This window comes from Microbacterium sp. AB, assembly GCF_032878875.1.
Lineage (GTDB): Bacteria > Actinomycetota > Actinomycetes > Actinomycetales > Microbacteriaceae > Microbacterium > Microbacterium betulae.
This window is the reverse complement of record NZ_CP118157.1, coordinates 1,727,591-1,745,501: the sequence shown is the minus strand read 5'-3', so window position 1 is coordinate 1,745,501 and position 17,911 is coordinate 1,727,591. Positions and strand designations below refer to the sequence as shown.

General features: G+C 66.9%; 19 protein-coding genes, 1 tRNA gene and 2 pseudogenes. 7 read left to right on the top strand and 15 right to left on the bottom strand.

All coding sequences use genetic code 11. The annotated features are described in order from the left end of the window. Positions 1–252: 252 nt before the first annotated feature. The 8 genes from N8K70_RS08170 to N8K70_RS08135 all read right to left on the bottom strand — a co-directional run bounded on the left by N8K70_RS08170 (position 253) and on the right by N8K70_RS08135 (position 8,600). A complete protein-coding gene (locus N8K70_RS08170) occupies positions 253–1,227 on the bottom strand; it encodes an AAA family ATPase (RefSeq protein ID WP_317141087.1) in 975 nt (324 codons plus the stop codon). Positions 1,228–1,397: 170 nt separating this feature from the next. Then, a complete protein-coding gene (locus tag N8K70_RS08165) occupies positions 1,398–2,399 on the bottom strand; it encodes a C-terminal helicase domain-containing protein (protein WP_317141086.1) in 1,002 nt (333 codons plus the stop codon). Between the two features lie 173 nt (positions 2,400–2,572). Beyond that, entirely contained in the window at positions 2,573–2,782 is a 210-nt protein-coding gene (locus N8K70_RS08160; RefSeq protein ID WP_317141085.1) for a YdeI/OmpD-associated family protein, read from the bottom strand. A 23-nt stretch (positions 2,783–2,805) separates the two neighbouring features. Then, positions 2,806–3,204 (bottom strand): RidA family protein, encoded by a 399-nt coding sequence (locus N8K70_RS08155; RefSeq protein WP_317141084.1) that lies wholly within the window; start codon positions 3,202–3,204, stop codon positions 2,806–2,808. After that, entirely contained in the window at positions 3,201–3,815 is a 615-nt protein-coding gene (locus tag N8K70_RS08150) for a CGNR zinc finger domain-containing protein (protein ID WP_317141083.1), read from the bottom strand. Before N8K70_RS08150 ends, N8K70_RS08155 begins: the two co-directional genes overlap by 4 nt. A gap of 244 nt (positions 3,816–4,059) precedes the next feature. Further along, positions 4,060–6,903 (bottom strand): ATP-dependent DNA helicase, encoded by a 2,844-nt coding sequence (locus tag N8K70_RS08145; RefSeq protein ID WP_317141082.1) that lies wholly within the window; start codon positions 6,901–6,903, stop codon positions 4,060–4,062. Between the two features lie 18 nt (positions 6,904–6,921). Further along, on the bottom strand, positions 6,922–7,527 hold the full coding sequence (locus tag N8K70_RS08140; protein WP_317141081.1) for a relaxase domain-containing protein: 606 nt from the start codon (positions 7,525–7,527) through the stop codon (positions 6,922–6,924). Positions 7,528–7,634: 107 nt separating this feature from the next. Continuing rightward, positions 7,635–8,600, bottom strand: a complete 966-nt coding sequence (locus tag N8K70_RS08135; protein WP_317141080.1) for a helix-turn-helix transcriptional regulator — start codon at positions 8,598–8,600, stop codon at positions 7,635–7,637. Between the two features lie 88 nt (positions 8,601–8,688). Between N8K70_RS08135 and N8K70_RS08130 the strand changes: the two genes are divergently transcribed. Continuing rightward, complete coding sequence (locus N8K70_RS08130) at positions 8,689–9,054, top strand: VOC family protein (protein ID WP_317141079.1); 366 nt, start codon at positions 8,689–8,691, stop codon at positions 9,052–9,054. 172 nt (positions 9,055–9,226) lie between these two features. Next, a complete protein-coding gene (locus N8K70_RS08125; protein ID WP_317141078.1) occupies positions 9,227–9,742 on the top strand; it encodes a hypothetical protein in 516 nt (171 codons plus the stop codon). Here the strand turns inward: N8K70_RS08125 and N8K70_RS08120 are convergent. After that, positions 9,667–10,865 (bottom strand): annotated as a pseudogene (locus tag N8K70_RS08120) (IS3 family transposase). The gene N8K70_RS08125 and the pseudogene N8K70_RS08120 overlap by 76 nt on opposite strands. Here N8K70_RS08120 and N8K70_RS08115 point away from each other — a divergent pair. The 5 genes and pseudogenes from N8K70_RS08115 to N8K70_RS17140 all read left to right on the top strand — a co-directional run. Then, positions 10,864–11,970, top strand: coding sequence for a type IV secretory system conjugative DNA transfer family protein (locus tag N8K70_RS08115; protein WP_317141077.1), 1,107 nt, complete (start codon positions 10,864–10,866; stop codon positions 11,968–11,970). The pseudogene N8K70_RS08120 and the gene N8K70_RS08115 overlap by 2 nt on opposite strands. 103 nt (positions 11,971–12,073) lie before the next feature. Continuing rightward, on the top strand, positions 12,074–12,577 hold the full coding sequence (locus tag N8K70_RS08110; RefSeq protein ID WP_317141076.1) for a single-stranded DNA-binding protein: 504 nt from the start codon (positions 12,074–12,076) through the stop codon (positions 12,575–12,577). 154 nt (positions 12,578–12,731) lie between these two features. Next, on the top strand, positions 12,732–13,379 hold the full coding sequence (locus N8K70_RS08105) for a hypothetical protein (RefSeq protein WP_317141075.1): 648 nt from the start codon (positions 12,732–12,734) through the stop codon (positions 13,377–13,379). Continuing rightward, entirely contained in the window at positions 13,376–13,609 is a 234-nt protein-coding gene (locus N8K70_RS08100) for a hypothetical protein (protein WP_317141074.1), read from the top strand. Before N8K70_RS08105 ends, N8K70_RS08100 begins: the two co-directional genes overlap by 4 nt. Before the next feature lie 121 nt (positions 13,610–13,730). Next, positions 13,731–14,783 (top strand): annotated as a pseudogene (locus tag N8K70_RS17140) (recombinase family protein); the annotation flags it as partial. Between the two features lie 360 nt (positions 14,784–15,143). On the opposite strand, the gene N8K70_RS08090 reads toward N8K70_RS17140, so the two are convergent. From N8K70_RS08090 to N8K70_RS08065, 6 genes are all read right to left on the bottom strand, one after another. Then, positions 15,144–15,350, bottom strand: coding sequence for a hypothetical protein (locus tag N8K70_RS08090; RefSeq protein ID WP_317141072.1), 207 nt, complete (start codon positions 15,348–15,350; stop codon positions 15,144–15,146). Positions 15,351–15,399: 49 nt separating this feature from the next. Next, positions 15,400–15,472 (bottom strand) — tRNA-Ala (locus tag N8K70_RS08085). A 70-nt stretch (positions 15,473–15,542) separates the two neighbouring features. Further along, a complete protein-coding gene (gene rsfS / locus N8K70_RS08080; protein WP_394357821.1) occupies positions 15,543–15,917 on the bottom strand; it encodes a ribosome silencing factor in 375 nt (124 codons plus the stop codon). Beyond that, positions 15,917–17,080, bottom strand: coding sequence for an ICP22 family protein (locus N8K70_RS08075; RefSeq protein WP_317141071.1), 1,164 nt, complete (start codon positions 17,078–17,080; stop codon positions 15,917–15,919). Before N8K70_RS08075 ends, rsfS begins: the two co-directional genes overlap by 1 nt. Continuing rightward, entirely contained in the window at positions 17,077–17,676 is a 600-nt protein-coding gene (gene nadD, locus N8K70_RS08070) for a nicotinate-nucleotide adenylyltransferase (protein WP_394357820.1), read from the bottom strand. Before nadD ends, N8K70_RS08075 begins: the two co-directional genes overlap by 4 nt. A 10-nt stretch (positions 17,677–17,686) precedes the next feature. Beyond that, entirely contained in the window at positions 17,687–17,893 is a 207-nt protein-coding gene (locus N8K70_RS08065) for a hypothetical protein (protein ID WP_317141070.1), read from the bottom strand. Positions 17,894–17,911: the final 18 nt, after the last annotated feature.

Sequence of the window (17,911 nt, the reverse complement as noted above, 5' to 3'; positions counted from 1 at the left end):
CACGTGCAGACCGCGCCCCTCGAACGAAGTTTCCGTCGGACGAGAACGAGCATTGATCTTGAATACGAGCCGCGGATCGACACCCTGGTCAAGACGTCGCGGCAGACGCGTTGTCTGTAGCAGTTGCTCCTGCAGGTGCCGGCCATGCTCTCCGCGTTGGCGCTGCGGCCCACCTCCTCCCGCACCACTTGCGCGACGGGAGGGAAGCGGTCGTGGGTTTGGTAGAAGAAGGTGCTGGGGCATGTTTGGCACTCACCAAGGCCGACCAGTAACACCCAACAACACCGCGTTGATGTCCACTGCCTCTACCGTGTGCGATCCGCGCAGAATCGCCTGACGCCTGGCGTCTACGACCAGCTTCTCCGCCGCCGCGTGAGGAAGTCCCTTGAGTTTGCTCGCGATGAGGTCGATGTTGAGCCCATGATGTGAAACATGACGCAACCTAAGCCGCAACAGCCTGCGCAACTCGTGCACGTTCGGCTTTCGAAAGGTCAAGACCTCATCGAAGCGTCGCCATAGAGCCTGGTCAAGCAACTCAGAGTGGTTGGTCGCGGCCAGTAGCAAGCTGGGACCGCGGTACCGGTCCGTCATCTGGAGGAACGCTGTGACAACTCGCTTCATCTCACCGTGCTCCGCTTGGTCGTCTCGCGAGCGGCCGAGGGCGTCGAATTCGTCGAAGAGCACAACGAACGGTGCCTGGTCGGCGTAATCGAGGATCCGGCGGAGGTTGCTGGCTGTCTCGCCCAAGTAGGAGGACACGACAGCATCGAGGCGGACAAGTAGGAACGGCCGACCTAGTTCGGTGGCAAGCGCTTCGGCTGCGGTCGTCTTCCCGCAGCCTGGAGGACCTTCCAAGAGCAGCCTTTGCCGCCGAGGTATGCCAGCTGCGTCAAGTGTCGACCACTGACGGACTTCTTCGACGAGGCTATCAAGGGTCCCGACGAGTCGAGGGTCAAGAATAAGATCGTCGAGCAGGCGGGTCGGCTCCGTGACCTCGCCGAGGTCCCAGTCACCTTCGCGATCTTTCGGCGGTGCCGGAACGATGATGGTGGAGCCGGTGTCGAGTGGCGCTCCTCCAGCCACCAGAAGTCTCTTGAGATCCCGGGCCAGGGCGTTGTGATGCTTGGCTTCCTCTTCGTCGATGATCTCCATGGCCACACGACGGAAGGTCAACTCATCGCGCGTCTGGAACGCTTTGAAGATCTCCTTCAAGTGTCTGCCCGCCATGCTCCCATCGTAGGGGCCACCGCCCCCACGCGACGGAAGGCACCCCGGGTCCCTGCCGCAGAAGCGCGTGCGTCGTGAAGTGTGCCCCGCTCCGTCGCGAACCCAATCACCGTGAGCCGATCCAAACCGCGGACTCGCCTGCGCGGCGATGCAGGGCGACCACTGCTCGGCTACAGATCGATGACGTCGCGGCTGGCGGTTGATGCACTCGTTGTGTAGGCGCTAGACGAGTTCTGGAGGTCGCGGAGAGCGACGACCGCTCGTTCACGGTCGAGGCGTTGAAGATGAGCAACTGGCATGTTCCCGAGAGGATGTGGTCCTGTGACGCCATAGCGGTCTCGGTATGCCGCGATCATCGCGGCCACGGCTCGCCACGCCTCTTGCCTCCTAGACGCGGGCGGTTGAGACCCGAGTGCGCGGGTCCAAGGCTGGTCTTCTGCAATTGCCGTGGCCACGAGAGCGCGAGCTCGGGCTTCGATCGCTTCCTTCAACTCTGTCAGCGCGCGCCCCATGTCGGCGGGCATGGGACCGGTGGCTTCAGGAATCAGTCCGGCGACAAGGCGCTTTCGTCCCCGACGTCGGGTTCCTCCGGAGCGCGCATCGGCCAAGCGGCTGACGCGGTTTCGGAGCGCAGTCGCCAATTCTGGCTCCTGATCGAGGCCACCTGCCACGACCGCGCGCGAGATGAGCTGATCTGAAGGATGACCGTTGGCCTCAGCTCGGCGTAGTTCTGCAATGAGTGATCCGAAGCTCTCTGAGGCAATCACCTCGTCGAGTTGCGCGCGGTCCAGGCCGGCACGGGTCAGGAGATCGGTGACACGCTCAGCTTGGGCTTCTTGGGCGATCGTCTCGTACTGATCGGCCAGATGCCGGATCGAGGTCCAGGCGTGCTGCTCTGCGCTGATGGTCTCGTGGGTGGACTTCTCCGCTCCCTCGTGCTGGAGCACGCCATAGAGGACCGTTCTGGCGGTGACCTCTGTCTCGGTCTGCTGGTGGCGTTCGAGGTGCGCTTCGTCGGTGGCGACGTAGGCGATGTTCGATTCACGACCTCGGGTCATCGAGACGTAGAAGGTCTCTCGTGTCATCGAGGAGGAGTGGACGATCGCGTGCGCGGTGTCGACGGTGGAGCCCTGCGCGCGATGTGCGGTGACCGCGTAGCCGAGGTTCCCCAAACGCACTCACCTGTGATCGTGCGCGTGTGCGCGGTTCCACAATCTACCGGTGGCTCGGGCTGTATGACCCCGACCGCGGGTGATGTCGTTTGTCGTGCATCATTGTGATCGTGCGGCGTGCGGCGAGCGGCGAGCGGGTTGAGCTCTGGCCGTCCTGTACAGGTACCGCGTGTTCATCGTTCGGATGGCCGGTGTCGCATCCTCATGTAGACGCCGCCTTCTTCGAGTTCGCTCAGCATCTGATTGATCCGTTTGCTGCGTGTCTCGGGTCGCTTCGCGCGGTCGATCCATGCGAGGTAGTCGTTGCGTTGGTAGGCAGGACGCTCGTCGTACGCGCTGCGCACCCCGTGCTGGGCAACGAGTTCCGCAACGTCGTCCGGCATCTGCTGAGTCGGTCGTCGCGGCGTCATGATGCGTTCTCCGGCACTGCGGCCAGCGCTTCGATTTCCACGAGAACGCCGGGACGCGCAAACGAGGGGACGGTCAGCACCGTCACGGCGGCGGGATTCGCGCCCCACACCTCGAACGCCGAGGTGTATCCAGCTCCGGCGTCGGCCCCGGCTGCGAGATAGACCCCGAGCCGCGCGACGTGGCTCGCGTCGGCCCCCACTTCGGCGAGCACCGTGAGGACGTTCCGTAGTGCTTGCTTGGTCTGTTCACCGAGGTCGGCGGAGACGAGTTCGCCCTTCTCGTCGGTGCCGTGCTGGCCGCCGACGACGAGCAGCGCACCGCCCGTCACCAGGACGCCTTGAGAGAAGGCGGGGTTCTTGTGCAGAGCCGCGGGGTTGATGTGCGTGAGAGTCATGAGTCGTTCTCCTGTTCTGAACGGTGTGCTGGATCGTTGGTTCTGCCGGATGTCGCGCGGCGTGCGCGCAGCGCTCGCACTTTGTGTCGGTTGCCGCACCGCTGCATTGAGCACCAGGCACGATTGCCCGAACGTGATGTGTCCAGGTACATGACCGCGCAGTCGCTGGCACCGCAGATGCGCACGCGGTCGGTCTGGCTCAGCGCGGCGACAGCGGCTCGTCCGATGGCGGCCAGTAGGCGTTCGACGGTGACCGGTGGCTCCGCCATCAACTGAGGGGGCACATCGGGAAGCGCTGCCCACGCATCGATGACGGTAGCCGCCGCGACCGGAAGCTGTTGACCGTGGGATACCGCGATCACGGACTGTGCGATCCGTTGGCGTAGCTCGCGTGCCCGCGCGTAGTCAGCCGCGCTCACCGGAACATCGACTCCGAACCGTTCACGCCACCAGCTGGCGGCGTCCTCCGGCCCATGCCAGAACTCCCACTCAGGCGGGCCGGGGAAGCCGCCGGTGTAGGCGAAGTCGAACGCGATCGAGCCCGAATCGAACCACCAGCGTTGCCCGTCGTGGGCGATGAACCACTGTCCGGTTGGTGGATCGAAACGCATGTAACCATGATACTCAGTTACATGCAGCTTGCACCAGAGCGACTGACTGAACCCCGACACCAGCGCTGCCGCCTGGTGCACCAGTGACCGCCGCATCTCGGACGGCAGCGCCTCGCTTACTCACCGAGTCAACAAGCCCGAGACCGCGTTCAGACAGTGGCCAGGTTTCGAAATCGTGGTGTCGCCGATGCGCGTATAAGGCACATGCTCCTGCGTGATCTGGGGTCAACCACCGTGGCCCGTGTCACAGGCCGCGTCCTGGCCCGTCGCGGCCCAGATCATGGCGGCGCGGACCGCGGTCGAGCGGGTCGAGTTGCCGTGCCCGCTGCGCTGCCCGCTGTCGTATCTGTTCCTGCTCGGCGCGCTTGGCCTCGATGCGCCGTGCGGCATCGTTGGCAGGGAGACTGCGGAGTTCGTCGGCTTCGGCACGGGCCACGGCTGCTCTCGCGCGGGCATCCTGGGCGGTGCGGTTCGGGTTGATGGTGCGCATCCCGAACTGGTCGCGACGCGCCTCGTCGGCTCCGAGCTCGCTGACCAGCAATGCCAGGCGTTCCCGGTTGTGCCGCCGCTGCGTCGCTTCTTGTCCGGCGTGCGCAGTTTCGACGGCATGGTCGGCCTCGGTCACGCGGGGGTCGCTCTCGGCTCGGCGTGCCGCTGCCTGCGCCGCCCATGCAGAGAGCGATTCAGGGGTGCAGGGCAGCTCACCCCATGTTGCGCGCAAGCTCGCCCGAGCCGCGCCAGCCTGTGCGGTCGCGGCCTGGTGCTCGGCCCGCGCTCTACGCCTGCCGAACCTCCCTGCCGTGGCGAGCCGGGCACTTGCGTCCGCCTCGGTCTGCATGGTCGCGAGGTAGGCCGCGCCGTCGGTCTTGGCCTGCACGGTGAGCGGCCCCGCGACCTCGGCACGCACCCGCCCGGCCTCGTGCTCGACCTTGCGGAGTACGGTCGCGGTTTCGTCGTCCTCGGTTCGGTGCGCAGCGCGTTGGGTATCGAGGCGTGTGGCGATCTGCTCCCACCGTTCCGTCTGCCGCTGGGCGCGTTCGGCCTCCTGGTCAAGCCGAGCGAGTTCGCCGGTGACGAGCCTGACAGGACCTTCCCTGACAATGCCGCGAACGGCCTCGACTGCCTGAGCGGTGGCGTGATCGAGGCCCCGGTCTGCGGGGTCGCGTTGCATCGCCTCGATGAACTGCGCTCGCGCGTCCGCCATGCTCTCAGCGACGACATGCAGCCGGTTGGTCTCCCGGCCTCTCGTCATCCCGACGTAAACACCTGCCGCGCTCGTCGCCTCGGTCAGCGCCGTGTGCGAGGCGTCGACGGTTGCGCCTTGGACGCCGTACGCGGTCGCCGCATAGGACAGGTGCGCATGCTCTGCCACGTACTCGGCGGGCAGGGTGACGGTGCGGCGGTTCTTGCAACCACTGGCGGCTTCGCGCGCGTAGACGGTGCCGTCATCGATGACATGCTGCACGATCCACTGCTGCCGGTTCGCGACCCCGAGCGTGGTGTCGTTTCGCCGGGTCTGGATCACATCACCCCGACCGATGGGCAAGCCGTCGCTGCCAGTCGCCGTCACCGCGTCATCGACCTCACCTCGCTCGATCCGGCCGGTGCGGACGCGCTCGTTCAACGCCGCCGCCTCTTCGTTGGTGGCGACGGTGATCGCCTCACCATTGCGCGGATGCGCAGCGATGTGCTCGCGGACCTGCTCATCGTCGGCGTGCACGGTGACGAGCCCCAGCGCGCCGAGCCGGTCAAAGACCTCCCCGGGGCCCTCCCGGTCGCGCATCGTCAGCGTGAGCGCCGCGTACTCAGCATCACGGAAGCGGTGAAGTTCGGTCATGTCGTAGGTGCGTCCGCGAATCTGCGCGGCCATGTCGAGCACCCCGCCACGGCCGATTGCGGGGAGCTGGGCGCGGTCGCCGACCAGCGCGACGCTCGCCCCAGCCTCGGCAGTGATGGTGAGGAGTGCGTGGGCGGTGTCTTGGTCGAGCATCCCGGTCTCGTCCACGATCACGCGCATGCCTCTCGCGAGCCGCGCTCCCTCGGCTGGGTCGGTGTAGGTGCGCCCATTCTCGGGGTCGATGTCACCAGGGCTGAGGCGCGTCCATACGCCGTCGCTGTTCCACCGCCAGCCGTGTGCGTGGACGAGCGCCGCAACGCTCGTCGCTGGCACCCCAAGTTCTTTGTGCGAGACTTGCGCGGCTCGCAATGTCGGTGCTACCACTCGCGACGGCCTGCCGTGTTCGGCGGCGATGGTGATCGCGGTGCGTAACATCGTGGTCTTGCCGCTGCCCGCCGCGCCTTCGACGATCACGAGCGGATCGGTCGAGGCAACCGCCGCAGCCGCGACCGTCTGCCCCGCGTCCAGCCGGGCGGCTTGTGCAACTTTGGTCACGTCGGGGTGCTCCGGCTCCCGCTCCGGTGTCGCGGCGGTGAGCTGGTCGCGTAGCGCGGTCTCGGCAGCGACCACGCTGAGGCTGGTCAGGTGCGCGACGTGCTCCGGTGTCGCCGCGTCTGGCGGCAGGACGGAGAAGCAATCCGAGGCGGCAAGCTCGGTCGCCAAGTTGATGAACTCCCGCAACTCGCCGGGCGTCGCCTGCACGCCTTCCTCGGTGGTGATCCGGGTGACGTGCTCCTGGATGGTGTGCCGTGTCCACGTCGATGCGCTCGCTGCGCTGCGGTCCAGCGCCCGCGATGCAACCTCCTGCACGGCCAGGTCATCCAGGCTGACCGCCGGTTGTACGGCGCGGTGCTCAGAGGTTGCAGGGTCGTATCCGGCCTCGCGGAGTTCCTGCACCCACCATTGATCGTTCTTGAGGTCGGCGGGCTTCTTCTCGGGTCGCTGATGAGTCCAGGCGATTCCCTGTAACCGTGCCGTCATCACCGGGCCAAGCTCCTCACCCGGATGCGCCTGCTCCCACTCGGCTTCGAGACGTTCCAGGTTCTTCTTGATCTGCGCTGACCGCTTCGACATGACCCCGTTGAACGGCTCCAACTCGGTCACCTCGCCGCTGGCCGGATCGAGGGTGAGACCGTGCTTGGCGAGGGTCTGTGCGAGCTGCGGGTGCGCGGCGATCACCGCCGTACCCATCGCACGGATCGCACCCTGCTACTTGAACAGCGCCGCCGTATCCAGCGCCCGCCACTTCCCAGCCGCCCACACCCTCGTGCCGATCTGCATGTGAATATGCCGGTGCGGATCACCCGCCCGCGAGGTCTTATGCCGGATACCGACGACCTGCATGTGCTCGATAGGCACGACCTCCCGCGCGTCACGCGGCCCCACCCTGGTCACCGAGTGCTGACCGAGCCACCGCCGAATCTCCGCCAGCGCGTCGTGTTGAGCGGCGTCGAGTGCTTCGGAAACCTCGGGGTGCAGGGCAGCAGCGACCGACAGGGACTTGGGTGCGTTGATCGTCATGTCCGCGAACAACGGCGACCCCTTCGTACCTTCGGCGGCCGCGCGCGGGGTGCCCATCGACTCGCCCGTTTCTGGGTTGATCCAGTCCACCCATCCCTCGTACTCGACAGCCGACAGGAAACGGACGGCAGTGACCTCGCCTCTGCCGTTGAGTACCGCGTACTCGGCTACGGCGTCGTCAGCGCCCAGGTAGTACTCGTCGGCGCGAGAGCGGTCGGCCTCGACGTACCGGCGTGCGGCGGCCCCGCTGCCGTGAAACAGGATCACCCCGCCCTTCATCTGGGCCTCCCTCATGAGTCGTCTCATGAGGGAGGTGCGCACCACGGCCCCGCCGTGGCATACGTGCATGGTCTGTCGTCATGGTCTGTCGTCTGGTTAGCTTCGTGGGTCAGAGTCTCGGATTACTCGTCGTGATGTCGGCGGGCGATGGTGCGCGCGAGGTTGGTGATGAGCTTCCGTGCTTCTGGTGGGTCTGTGACTTCGATGTGATCGGTGAACTGCAGAAGCTGGCGCACGGCGTCGAGTTGGTCATAGCCGACGGTGATCAGCACCCGATCCGGATCATCCATCGGCTCGACGGACAGGAGCCGACTGCCGAGGATGCGCCGGGCCATGTCCTCTGTCTTCGTCTCAAGCGTTGCGGTGACGCGGATGGTGTGGCGTGTCTCCAGCCCGCTTACGAGGCTGGCAGCGATCTCGCTGAGTGCGAGGTCGCAGCGTGTCTGTCGTTCTTCGTCGAGCACCGTCCAGGACCGTAGGCGAGTGAGCGCGAACATGCGTGGCTCCTCGAACGCATCCGCGATGAGGTACCAGCGGCCACCACGGGAGAACAGGCCGTACGGATCGATGTCGCGTTCATGCCAGGTCGGTTGCCCGCTGGCGCGGTAGTCGATGCGCAGTCGCTTGCCGAGACGTACGTCACGAATGAGCGCTGCCACATCTGCGGGTTCGTCCGGGGTGAACCACCCGCTGTTGTCGATCGCGACGACCTGGTTCAGCGGGAGCAGCCCCGTGGAATCTGGTCTCCGCCAGGGCCTGCGAGAGGCTAGCTTCTGCGCTGCGCTGCGCGCGGCAGCCTCGATCCCGAGCTGTCTCGCGCGGTCGAGGTCGACTCCGATCAGTTCCAGCACCTCTGTCTCGCCTGTCGTGAGACGTCCGACGTCGATCTCCGCTCCGGGCAGCAGGCTGACGCCGCCGTAGCGGCCGCGTTCGGCGAGGACGGGGATATCGGCGTCGGCAAGTGCCTCGATGTCGCGCAGGACCGTGCGCTTGGACACGCCGAACTGCTCAGCGAGTTCCGCGGACGTCATCTGACGGTTCGCCTGCAACGCGACAAGAAGGGCGAGCAGCCGCTGCGGACGCTGCATCGAATACTCCTCCTAAAGATGACATGGAGTGTCTTCTATTGTTGCCAGTCTAGGAGACGAAGTGATCCGACCCAAAGGAGTAGCCGCCATGAGCGCACCCAACCTGTTCCTGATATACGTCTCCGACGTCGAACGCGCCGCCGCTTTCTATAGCGATCTGTTCCAGATCGAGCCTGTCGTCCGGACACCCCGATACGTACCTTTCGAGGTTGCGCCGGGTGTCCTGTTCGCGTTGTGGAGCGGGCGAGGAGAGAACGCGACGGCCGGAACACCGCGCACCTCAGAGGTCGGGCTCATGGTTCCTGGTACTGCTGCCGCCGTTGATGAGATCTACGCCGATTGGACGGCCAAGGATGTCACCGTGGTCGAGGACCCGCACGACGACGTGTTCGGGCGGACGTTCGTCATCGCTGATCCCGATGGCAACCTCATCCGGGTCAGCCCTGTCGATTGACAGGAGGACCAGCCGCAGCAGGGTGAGTTCCGACTCCGAATCGGTCGCCGACAGCACCGGCCACTGCGCGGACGAGCGGCACCTCTGCTGACGAGCGGCGGGTGTAAGGACGTGCTGGCGCGCGTCCTGGTTTGGGCGCTGGTGGCGCACCTCCCTCACGGGAGGCGCCACCGTGACCAAACACACCTCACCCGCCGAGAGCGACGATGCTGCGGCCCCGGCTGGCTCGGCCAGCCACGGATTCGAGAGCCCGGAAGGGCTGCGTGCGCTGCTGACCCGGCTCCATGAATCCGACTCCGGAGCCTGGCATCGTGATCGTGAAGCGGCCGAGCTGATGCGATACACCGCGGCCCGATACCGGCCGCTGGCCCGCAAGCACGGGCTGGACTCCTGGGAGATCGCCTCGGCAGCATTCGAGGTCATGCTCGCCCCCTCAACACGGAAGGCTGATGATCCGTGGGCGGTGGTGACTCGCGCCGTGCAGATCACCTGTGGCGTCGAGGTTCGGGCGGCGGGGATGCTGGTCTCGTCCGGCAAGGTCCGCCACATGTCCAGGATCGCCGGGTTCCACGACGCCATCGGGAATGCTGATGGTTTGGTTGACTCGTTTCCTTATGCCGCCAGGTCGGCGGTGGTGTTCATGATTGCTTCGTATTCGATGGGGGTCAACTTCCCGAGTTGGCGTTGACGGCGGCGTCGGTGGTAGCGGGCTTCGATCCAGTGCACGATCGCGAGGCGCAGTTCGTCGCGGGTGGCCCAGTGCTGCTGGTTGAGGACGTTCTTCTGCAGCAGGCTGAACCAGTTCTCCATCGCGGCATTGTCGGCACAGGCCCCGACACGGCCCATCGAACCTCGCAGATGATGTCGACGCAGTGCTCGCCGGAAGCGTCGGCTACGAAACTGACTGCCCCTGTCCGAGTGCACGATCACTCCGGTCGGGTTTTCGCGCCGGTTGATCGCGTCCTCGAGCGCGTTCACGGCCAGCCAGGCCTTCATCCTCGAGTCGATGGAATACCCGACGATCCGGTTGCTGAACACGTCTTTGACCGCGCAGAGATACAGCTTCCCCTCGGCAGTTCGGTGTTCAGTGATGTCCGTGAGCCAGAGCTGGTTCGGAGACTGGGCAGTGAAGTCCCGTCTCACGTGATCGTCGTGGACGGCCGGACCCGGCCGACGGTGTTTGCGTTTGCCCTTGCGTCGATGCGCGGCCGAGAACATGCCCTCTTGCGAACACACCCGCCACACTCGCCGCTCCGACACCTGCCACCCGTCATCGACGAGCTCGTCGCAGATGAGCCGATACCCCTGGCACCGGTCCTCGTCCCACACATCCCGGGCCGCGTTGATCAAATGCGCCTCGTCCCAATCGCGGTCACTGACGGGCTTCGCGAGCCATTGGTAGTACGCCTGCTTGGAGAAGCCGAGGACCCTGCACGCCCCCGCGACCGACACCCGGGAAGGAGCGTCGGTCGCGGCCAGTTCACGGACGAGCGGGAACACTATTTTGGGCTAGCAGACCCGATCTTCAGGTTCGCCTGCGACAGATACGCCGCCGCCCGCCGGAGCACCTCGTTCTCCATCTCCAACTCGCGGATCCGTTTCAGCATCTTCGCCTGCTCACGCTGCATGTCCACGTTCCCGGTTGGGGCGGGCTCGATCCCGCGATCCCGCAGCTGCGCGCCGCGGACCCATGCCTGCAGCGCGGATTTCGAGATCCCCAGATCCGCACACACTTGCTTCTGCGACATCCCCTGGGTCACCACGAGCGCGACCGCGTCCCGCTTGAACTCATCCGAATATTTGACCGGCATGACTGCCATCCTTTCCCGCCCAAGCCCGCAAGCTCAAGCAGTCCTGGAGTCAACCAAATCATCAGCATTCCCGGGCTGCGAGGACCCGCTGACGGCGATGATCCGCACTGCCGGCCTGTCCAGCTCGACGAACTTCGGGTCCGTGTCCGGAGGGGACTTCTGGCAGGGCAAGACCACTTCCGCCGTTCAAGGGCTCCTGCACGCCGCCGCGCTCGATCACCGGGACGCGGCACAGGTGTATCAGTGGGCGCTGAACCCGACCGCCGCCGGCGACGCCGTCCGCATCCTCCAGTCGAACCCGAACGCAGCCGAAGGGTGGGCCGAATCGCTGGAGTCGATGCTGCAATCCGACCCGCGCACCCGCGACTCGATCTGGCAGGGCGTGTCCTTGTCGTTCTCCGCCCTCGCCGACCCGCGCGTGCTGGACGCCGTCTCGCCACGGCCGGGTGAGGAGTTCGACCCCGAGACGTTCCTGACCCAGCACGGCACCCTGTATCTGCTCGCCACCGGCGCCGGGGCCGGTGCGTCCGCGTCGCTGGTGGCCGCGTTCATCGAAGACCTCATCGAGGTCGCCCGCAAGATCGCCGCCCGCTCACCTGGCGCGCGTCTCGAGCCGCCGTTGCTGCTCGCGTTGGATGAGATCGGAAACCTCGCCCCACTGCCGTCCCTGCCGACGCTCATGGCCGAGGGCGGCGGCACCGGCATCACGACCCTGCCTGTGTTGCAGTCACTGGCACAGGCGCGCGAGAAGTGGGGAGAGAACGCGGCGGCGGCGATCTGGGACTCCTCGATCGTGAAGATCGTCCTCGGCGGGGCCTCGAACTCCCGCGATCTGCAAGACCTCTCCACACTCATCGGGGACCGCGACGAGACCACCGACTCGGTGACCTACGGGGACCAAGGCTCCCGCTCCGCGCAGCGCTCCATCCGCCGGGTGCCGATCCTGCCCCCGGACGTGCTGCGCACGATGCCGTTCGGCGTCGGCGTCATCCTGCTGCGCACCGCCCGCCCGATCATCACCGACCTTCGCCCGTGGACGAAACGCACTGACGCGAAGGCACTCACCGATGGACGGCGCGAGGTGGAAGCCCAGCTCCGCGCCTGAGCGTCAGGTGGCATGGCCCTGGCGGCCGGGGTGCATGGCCCGCACCTGTTGTCGTGGAGGCAGCCAGAGGTGGCGCCTCCACGACAGTTGAAGGAGGTAGCCCGTGGCTATCAAGACATCATCGGCGATGAACGGCTTCATCTCTGACGACCCGCGCCTGACCTACGGCCAGGACGGAACGCCGCGCTTCTACGCGCGGGTCGGGGTGAAGCACTTCGAGCGCCTCGGCGACGGGAAGTTCAAACGGCTCTCGAACAGCTACCACGACCTGATCCAGTTCGGCAGCGCAGCGGAGCTGTCCTACGAGCGGTTCAGCAAGGGCGACGAGTTCGTCGCGCAGGGTCAGGTCCGCGACTACACCCGCGACGTGGACGGGCAGGAGCGCACCGACGAGCAGTTCGTCGCAACCCGCATCTCGCACGACCCGAACACCACCACCTACACCGTCGAACGCCGCGCACCGGACGCCGAGCGCGACGCCCCGCAGCGCGAGAGCGTCGACCGTGACGGCGCTGATCGTGACGGCGCCGACCGGCAGGCACGCCTCGGGTCGGCCGAGCCGGTCGCGCAGGACACGGCCGCGACGGCAGAGGCCGTCGCCCGGTAACCGGGCGACACCCACCGCTGACGGTGGCCGGGTCACCAGCCGGCCCGTTTCGCCCGCCCCGACTCCGCGGGCCAGACGAACCGGCCACCGTCAGCACCCCTCATCCCTGTTCTCCCCGTCGCCTCCGGCGACACGCATCACGAGGAACCCGCTCATGGCGAACAACGACATGCCCACTCCCGACGAGGGATCGAGCGACGGGACGATCGCGCGGCCCGAGGACGAACTGCTTCGCGACGTACCCGAGGCCGACGAGCCGGAGGAGGTCACCGTCGAACCGGGCGCCGACCTCGACGAGGACGGATACGGCGAAGATGGGTATCCCGAACCCCCGCGACCGGTGAACTGGCGCACCCTGACCGCCGAGGACGCCGAGCACGAATGGCTCGCCCTCAACGAGTGGGTCAACTGGCTGCGCACCGAGTTCGGGCTCCCCGCCGCGATCATCCCGCCGTACTGGCACCGCAACCCCGAACTGGTCTGGGAGCTGTCCGCGCTGCACCTGCGGTGGCTCGGCGCCTACGACCCTCAGCAGGACGCCGCGGGTCCGCTCGCGTTCATGACCGACTTCCACAACGCCCAGCAGCGGCTCCGCGAGTGGGTCACCATCTCGGGCACCCGGCTGGACCGCGACCGCCCGACCCGGCAGACGACCTGGCCCGGCGAGGACGCCGCACCCGAGACGAGCGAGACGCCGATCACCGACCGGGACGCGGACTTCGTCCAGCACGTCCTGGACGACACCGCCCGCCGCGCCGAAGCCGAAGCCGCATTCCTGCGCGGCGAGATCGCTGACCTGTGAGCGGCGCAGACAGCAGCCCCGCGGCTCCGCGCCAGAGCGGCGGCGGGAGCCTCGGCGTCCGCACCGTCGACAACAAGCCGCCCGAGGTGCGCGCACTCGCGAAGGCGTTCATCGGCGTCGTCCTCGCAGGCCGGCACGACGACCGCGACAAGGCCAACACGCAGATGGCGTCGTACCCGACACGGCACACCCCGGCTCCGAGACGGCGCGGCACCGGCCCGGTAGAATAGACCCAGAACACACCACACAACGTGTGTCGCCGACTCATCAGTTCATGCCCTCGGGCATCGCCCCGGCCGATCCGGCCGTGCCTTTCGTTCTCACCAGGAAACCGCGCGGCACGCGGCGACCATGAGGACGAAACTGATGATGAACCTGCTGATGCCCAGCGCTCTGCTCGGGCCGAACGACTTGCCGTGCGCGGTCACGTATCTGCGCGTCTCCACCAAGGAGCAAGCCCACCGAGGCGGCCGTGAAGAGGGCTACTCCCTGCCCGACCAGCGCAAGGCCGTGAACCGAAAAGGGGAGGCACTCGGCGCGGTCATCGTCGCGGAGTTCATCGAACCCGGCGAGTCCGGCAAGTCGCTCAAAAACCGCAAGGCGCTGCAGGAACTGCTCGCCTTTGTCGCCGAGAACCACATCACCTACTGCATCGTGCCGAAGGTCGACCGGCTCGCCCGGAACCGGCTCGACGATGCGCTGATCCACGCCGAGCTCGTCGCTCACGGCGTCACGCTCGTCTCCGCCGCCGAGCACATCGACGACACCCCGGCCGGGACGCTGAACCACGGCATCATGGCCGCGATCGCCGAGTTCTACTCCGCGAATCTCGCCACCGAAGTCACCAAGGGGCTGCGCACCAAGGCGACCACCGGCGGCACGATCGGCAGGGCACCTATCGGCTACCGCAACATCCGTGTGCTGACCGAGGCCGGCCACGAGCTGCGCACCGTCGAACTCGACCCCGACCGGGCACCGCTGATCAAGCTCGCGTTCGAGTCGTACGCCACCGGCGACTGGACGCTGAACACGCTCCTGGACGAGCTGACCGCGCGGGGGCTCACGTCGGCACCGACCCCGAAGCGACCGGCGAAACCGATCCACGTCTCCACGCTGCATCGGACGTTGCAGAACCCCTACTACAAGGGCGTCATCGTCTACGACGGACTCGAATACGACGCCACGCACGAACCCCTCGTCCCCGTGGACGTGTGGGACCAGGTCCAGTCCGTGCTCCGCGCGAACAACCTCGCCGGGGACAAGACCCAGACGCACGACCACTACCTCAAGGGATCGCTTTACTGCGACAACTGCGGATCGCGGCTGCTGCTGACTCATGCCAAGAACAAGCACGGCGTCGTCTACCCCTACTTCATCTGCGCCGGGCGGCACGCCAAGCTCACCGACTGCCGGCGCAAGGCCATGCACGTCGACCGGATCGAACAACTCGTCATCGACCACTACGCCCACGTCCAACTGGACCCCGCCACGCTCGGCGCGCTCCAGGCCACGATCAACGAAGAGTTCGCGATCATCAACGCACAGGCCAAGTACGAGGCCGAAGACCTCACCCGTCAACAGCGCGACCTACGCAACCAGCGCGACAAGCTCATGCAGGCCCACTACGCCGGGGCGGTGCCACTCGATCAGCTCAAGACCGAACAAGAGCGCATCACCGGACAGCTCGACTACATCACCACAAGGCTCGACGACGCGACCGCGAACTACGCCACGGCGCAGGCCGAACTCGACGACTGTCTCGACCTACTCACCGACTGCCACACGGTCTACCAGCAGGCGCCCGATGCCGTCCGACGCCTGTTCAACCAGGCGCTCTTCGCCAGGATCTACATCACCAACACCGACGACGTCCGAACCGAGAAAGCCGGACCCTTCGCGATCCTCCTCGACGAGGAGAACCAACGAAGCGCCCGGCTTCAACAGCGTGACAACGACCAGCCTCGCGTTCAAACACCCGCCCACCTTGAAGCGGACGGGTGTTTGAACATGAAGCGTTGGGTGGACCTGAGGGGACTCGAACCCCTGACCCCCTGCATGCCATGCAGGTGCGCTACCAGCTGCGCCACAGGCCCAGATGTCGCCCGGCAGAAGCCCGGGCAACTCGTCCAGCGTACAGCACCGTCTCCGGCGGATGAAATCGAATCAGTCCGCCGGGCGCGTCGCCGGGAGGTGGATGGGGACCACGGGGCAGTCCTTCCACAGACGCTCCAGCGAGTAGAACTCGCGCTCCTCCTGATGGAAGACATGCGCGACGATATCGCCGAAATCGAGGAGGATCCAGCGCGCCTCGGCACGACCCTCACGGCGCAGGCGCTTGTGCCCGGCCTCGACGAGCTTCTCCTCGATCTTGTCCGCGATCGCCGCGACGTTCCGCTCGCTGCGTCCCGTCACGAGAAGGAAGACGTCCACGAGCGGAAGCGGCTCCGACACGTCGAGCGCGACGAGGTCCTCGCCGCCGATCGAGTCGGCCGCGGCGGCGGCGATCTGCAGCATGTCGATGGAGGACTGTGTTGCCATCAGCCGAACACTCCTGACGCATAGGCGATGACGACGGCTCCCACAACGGCGATGCCCAGGGCGCCGGCGGTGATCCCGAGCGTCAGCACGAGCTTGTGGTTCTTCTCGGGAGCGGGCGGGCGGATGACCTCGCCCGGGCTCTTGGACGTCGACACGGCGTCGCTCGCGGCGATGGGCGTCGGCGACGACGCGAGAGGGATCTCGCCGTCGATGAGGACGGCGTCGATCTCGCGGCCGTCCGTCGTGCCCTTCGCCGCACCGCTCGACCCGAACCCGTCCGGCAGCTTGTGGGAGCTCGTGACGATCAGCTCGCCGGTGGCGGTGATCGGGGCATTGAGCGCCGCCGACGGGATCTCGTCGAGGATGAGGGCGCTGGGCGCCGATCCTGAGCCGCTCGACTCGCGCGGGTGCGTGAGCAGCTCGTCGAACGAGGCGGGCGCCGGAGGAACCGGCTTGACCGCGACGTTCTCGCCGAAACCGGGCCGCAGCCTCGGCGGCGCCGCATCCGCCGTGCGCATGCCGGAGGGGGCATCGACGGCCTGGTCCACGGGTTCCTCGTCCTGTGAGGCGTTCTCCGGCCCCGTCGCCGGCGCGTCCGGCACGACCTCGGCCTCGACCGTCTCCGGGACGGGGGCGGCGTGCGGGACCTCGTCGGTGACGATCGTCGCCTCGACGGCATCCGCGACGCCGTCATCGGACCGGCCGTCGGAAGGCGGGGGGACGATCACGGGCGCGACGCCGGTCCTCTGCCGCTCCTGCTCGCGCAGCTGACGACGGGTGAGCGGCGGATGGTGCTCCGACGGAGACGACGGCGGCTCGTCCTCCCGCGTCTCGGGCTCGTCCACGGCCTCCAACGTCACGACATCGTCCGGGATCGGCTCGTCGCCGCCGGGCAGTCCACCCTCGTCGCCCGTCGCCTCCTCCGCGTCGGATGACTCGTGTTCGGGCGCATCCTCCTCGGGCTCGCCCGCATCGGATTCCGGCGACTCCGCGACGCCGTCGGCCTCGGCGGGCGCGTCGGAGAGGTCGGCCGGCGTGTGCTCGTCCGCGGCGCCCTCCTCCGGAGTCCCGTTCTCGTCGTCCGCGATGATCGCGTTCTGCCCCGTCTGGCGCAGCTCACGCAGCTGACGTCGTGTGAGGGGACGACCGTCGGGTGTGCTCATGGCTTGCTCCGATACAGATGATGCTTCGCGATGTACTGCACCACGCCATCCGGCACGAGGTACCAGACGGGGAGGTCGCGACTGACGCGATCTCGGCAATCGGTGGATGAGATGGCCAGCGCGGGGATCTCGAGCCGGCTCACCACGCCTCCGGGCAGTCCGTCCGTGCTCAGCACGTGACCAGGACGCGAGACGGCGACGAAGTGGGCGAGCTCCCACAGTTCATGATGATCCCGCCAGCTGAGAATCTGCGCCACGGCGTCGGCCCCCGAGATGAAGAACAGCTCGGCATCGGGACGCTCGCGCTTCAGATCGCGCAGCGTGTCGACGGTGTAGGTCAGCCCTCCGCGTTCGATGTCGACGCGGCTCACCGTGAACCGCGGATTCGACGCCGTGGCGATCACCGTCATCTCATAACGGGCCTGGGCCGGCGAGACACGCTCCTTCTGCCACGGCTGCCCCGTCGGCACGAAGACGACCTCGTCGAGGTCGAACGACGTCGCGACCTCGCTCGCGGCCACGAGGTGACCGTGGTGGATGGGATCGAACGTGCCGCCCATCACCCCGATCCGTGGAGCCCGCGTCGTGGTCGTCACCGTCAGAGGCCTAGTGGCCGTGCTCCACCTCGCCGTGCCCGTACGCGGATTCGCTCGCGTCCGCCTGACGGTTGCTGACGTTGCGGTACGACGCGGCGACGAGAGCGAGCGCCCCGAACGCGGCGAGGGCGACCAGACCGAAGGGAAGGGTCTGGAGCGCGACGTTCTCCTGCTCGGCTTCGGCGACGACGGTCGCGATCGCGGTGGCGAGATGCATGTCAGGGCTTCCGTTCAT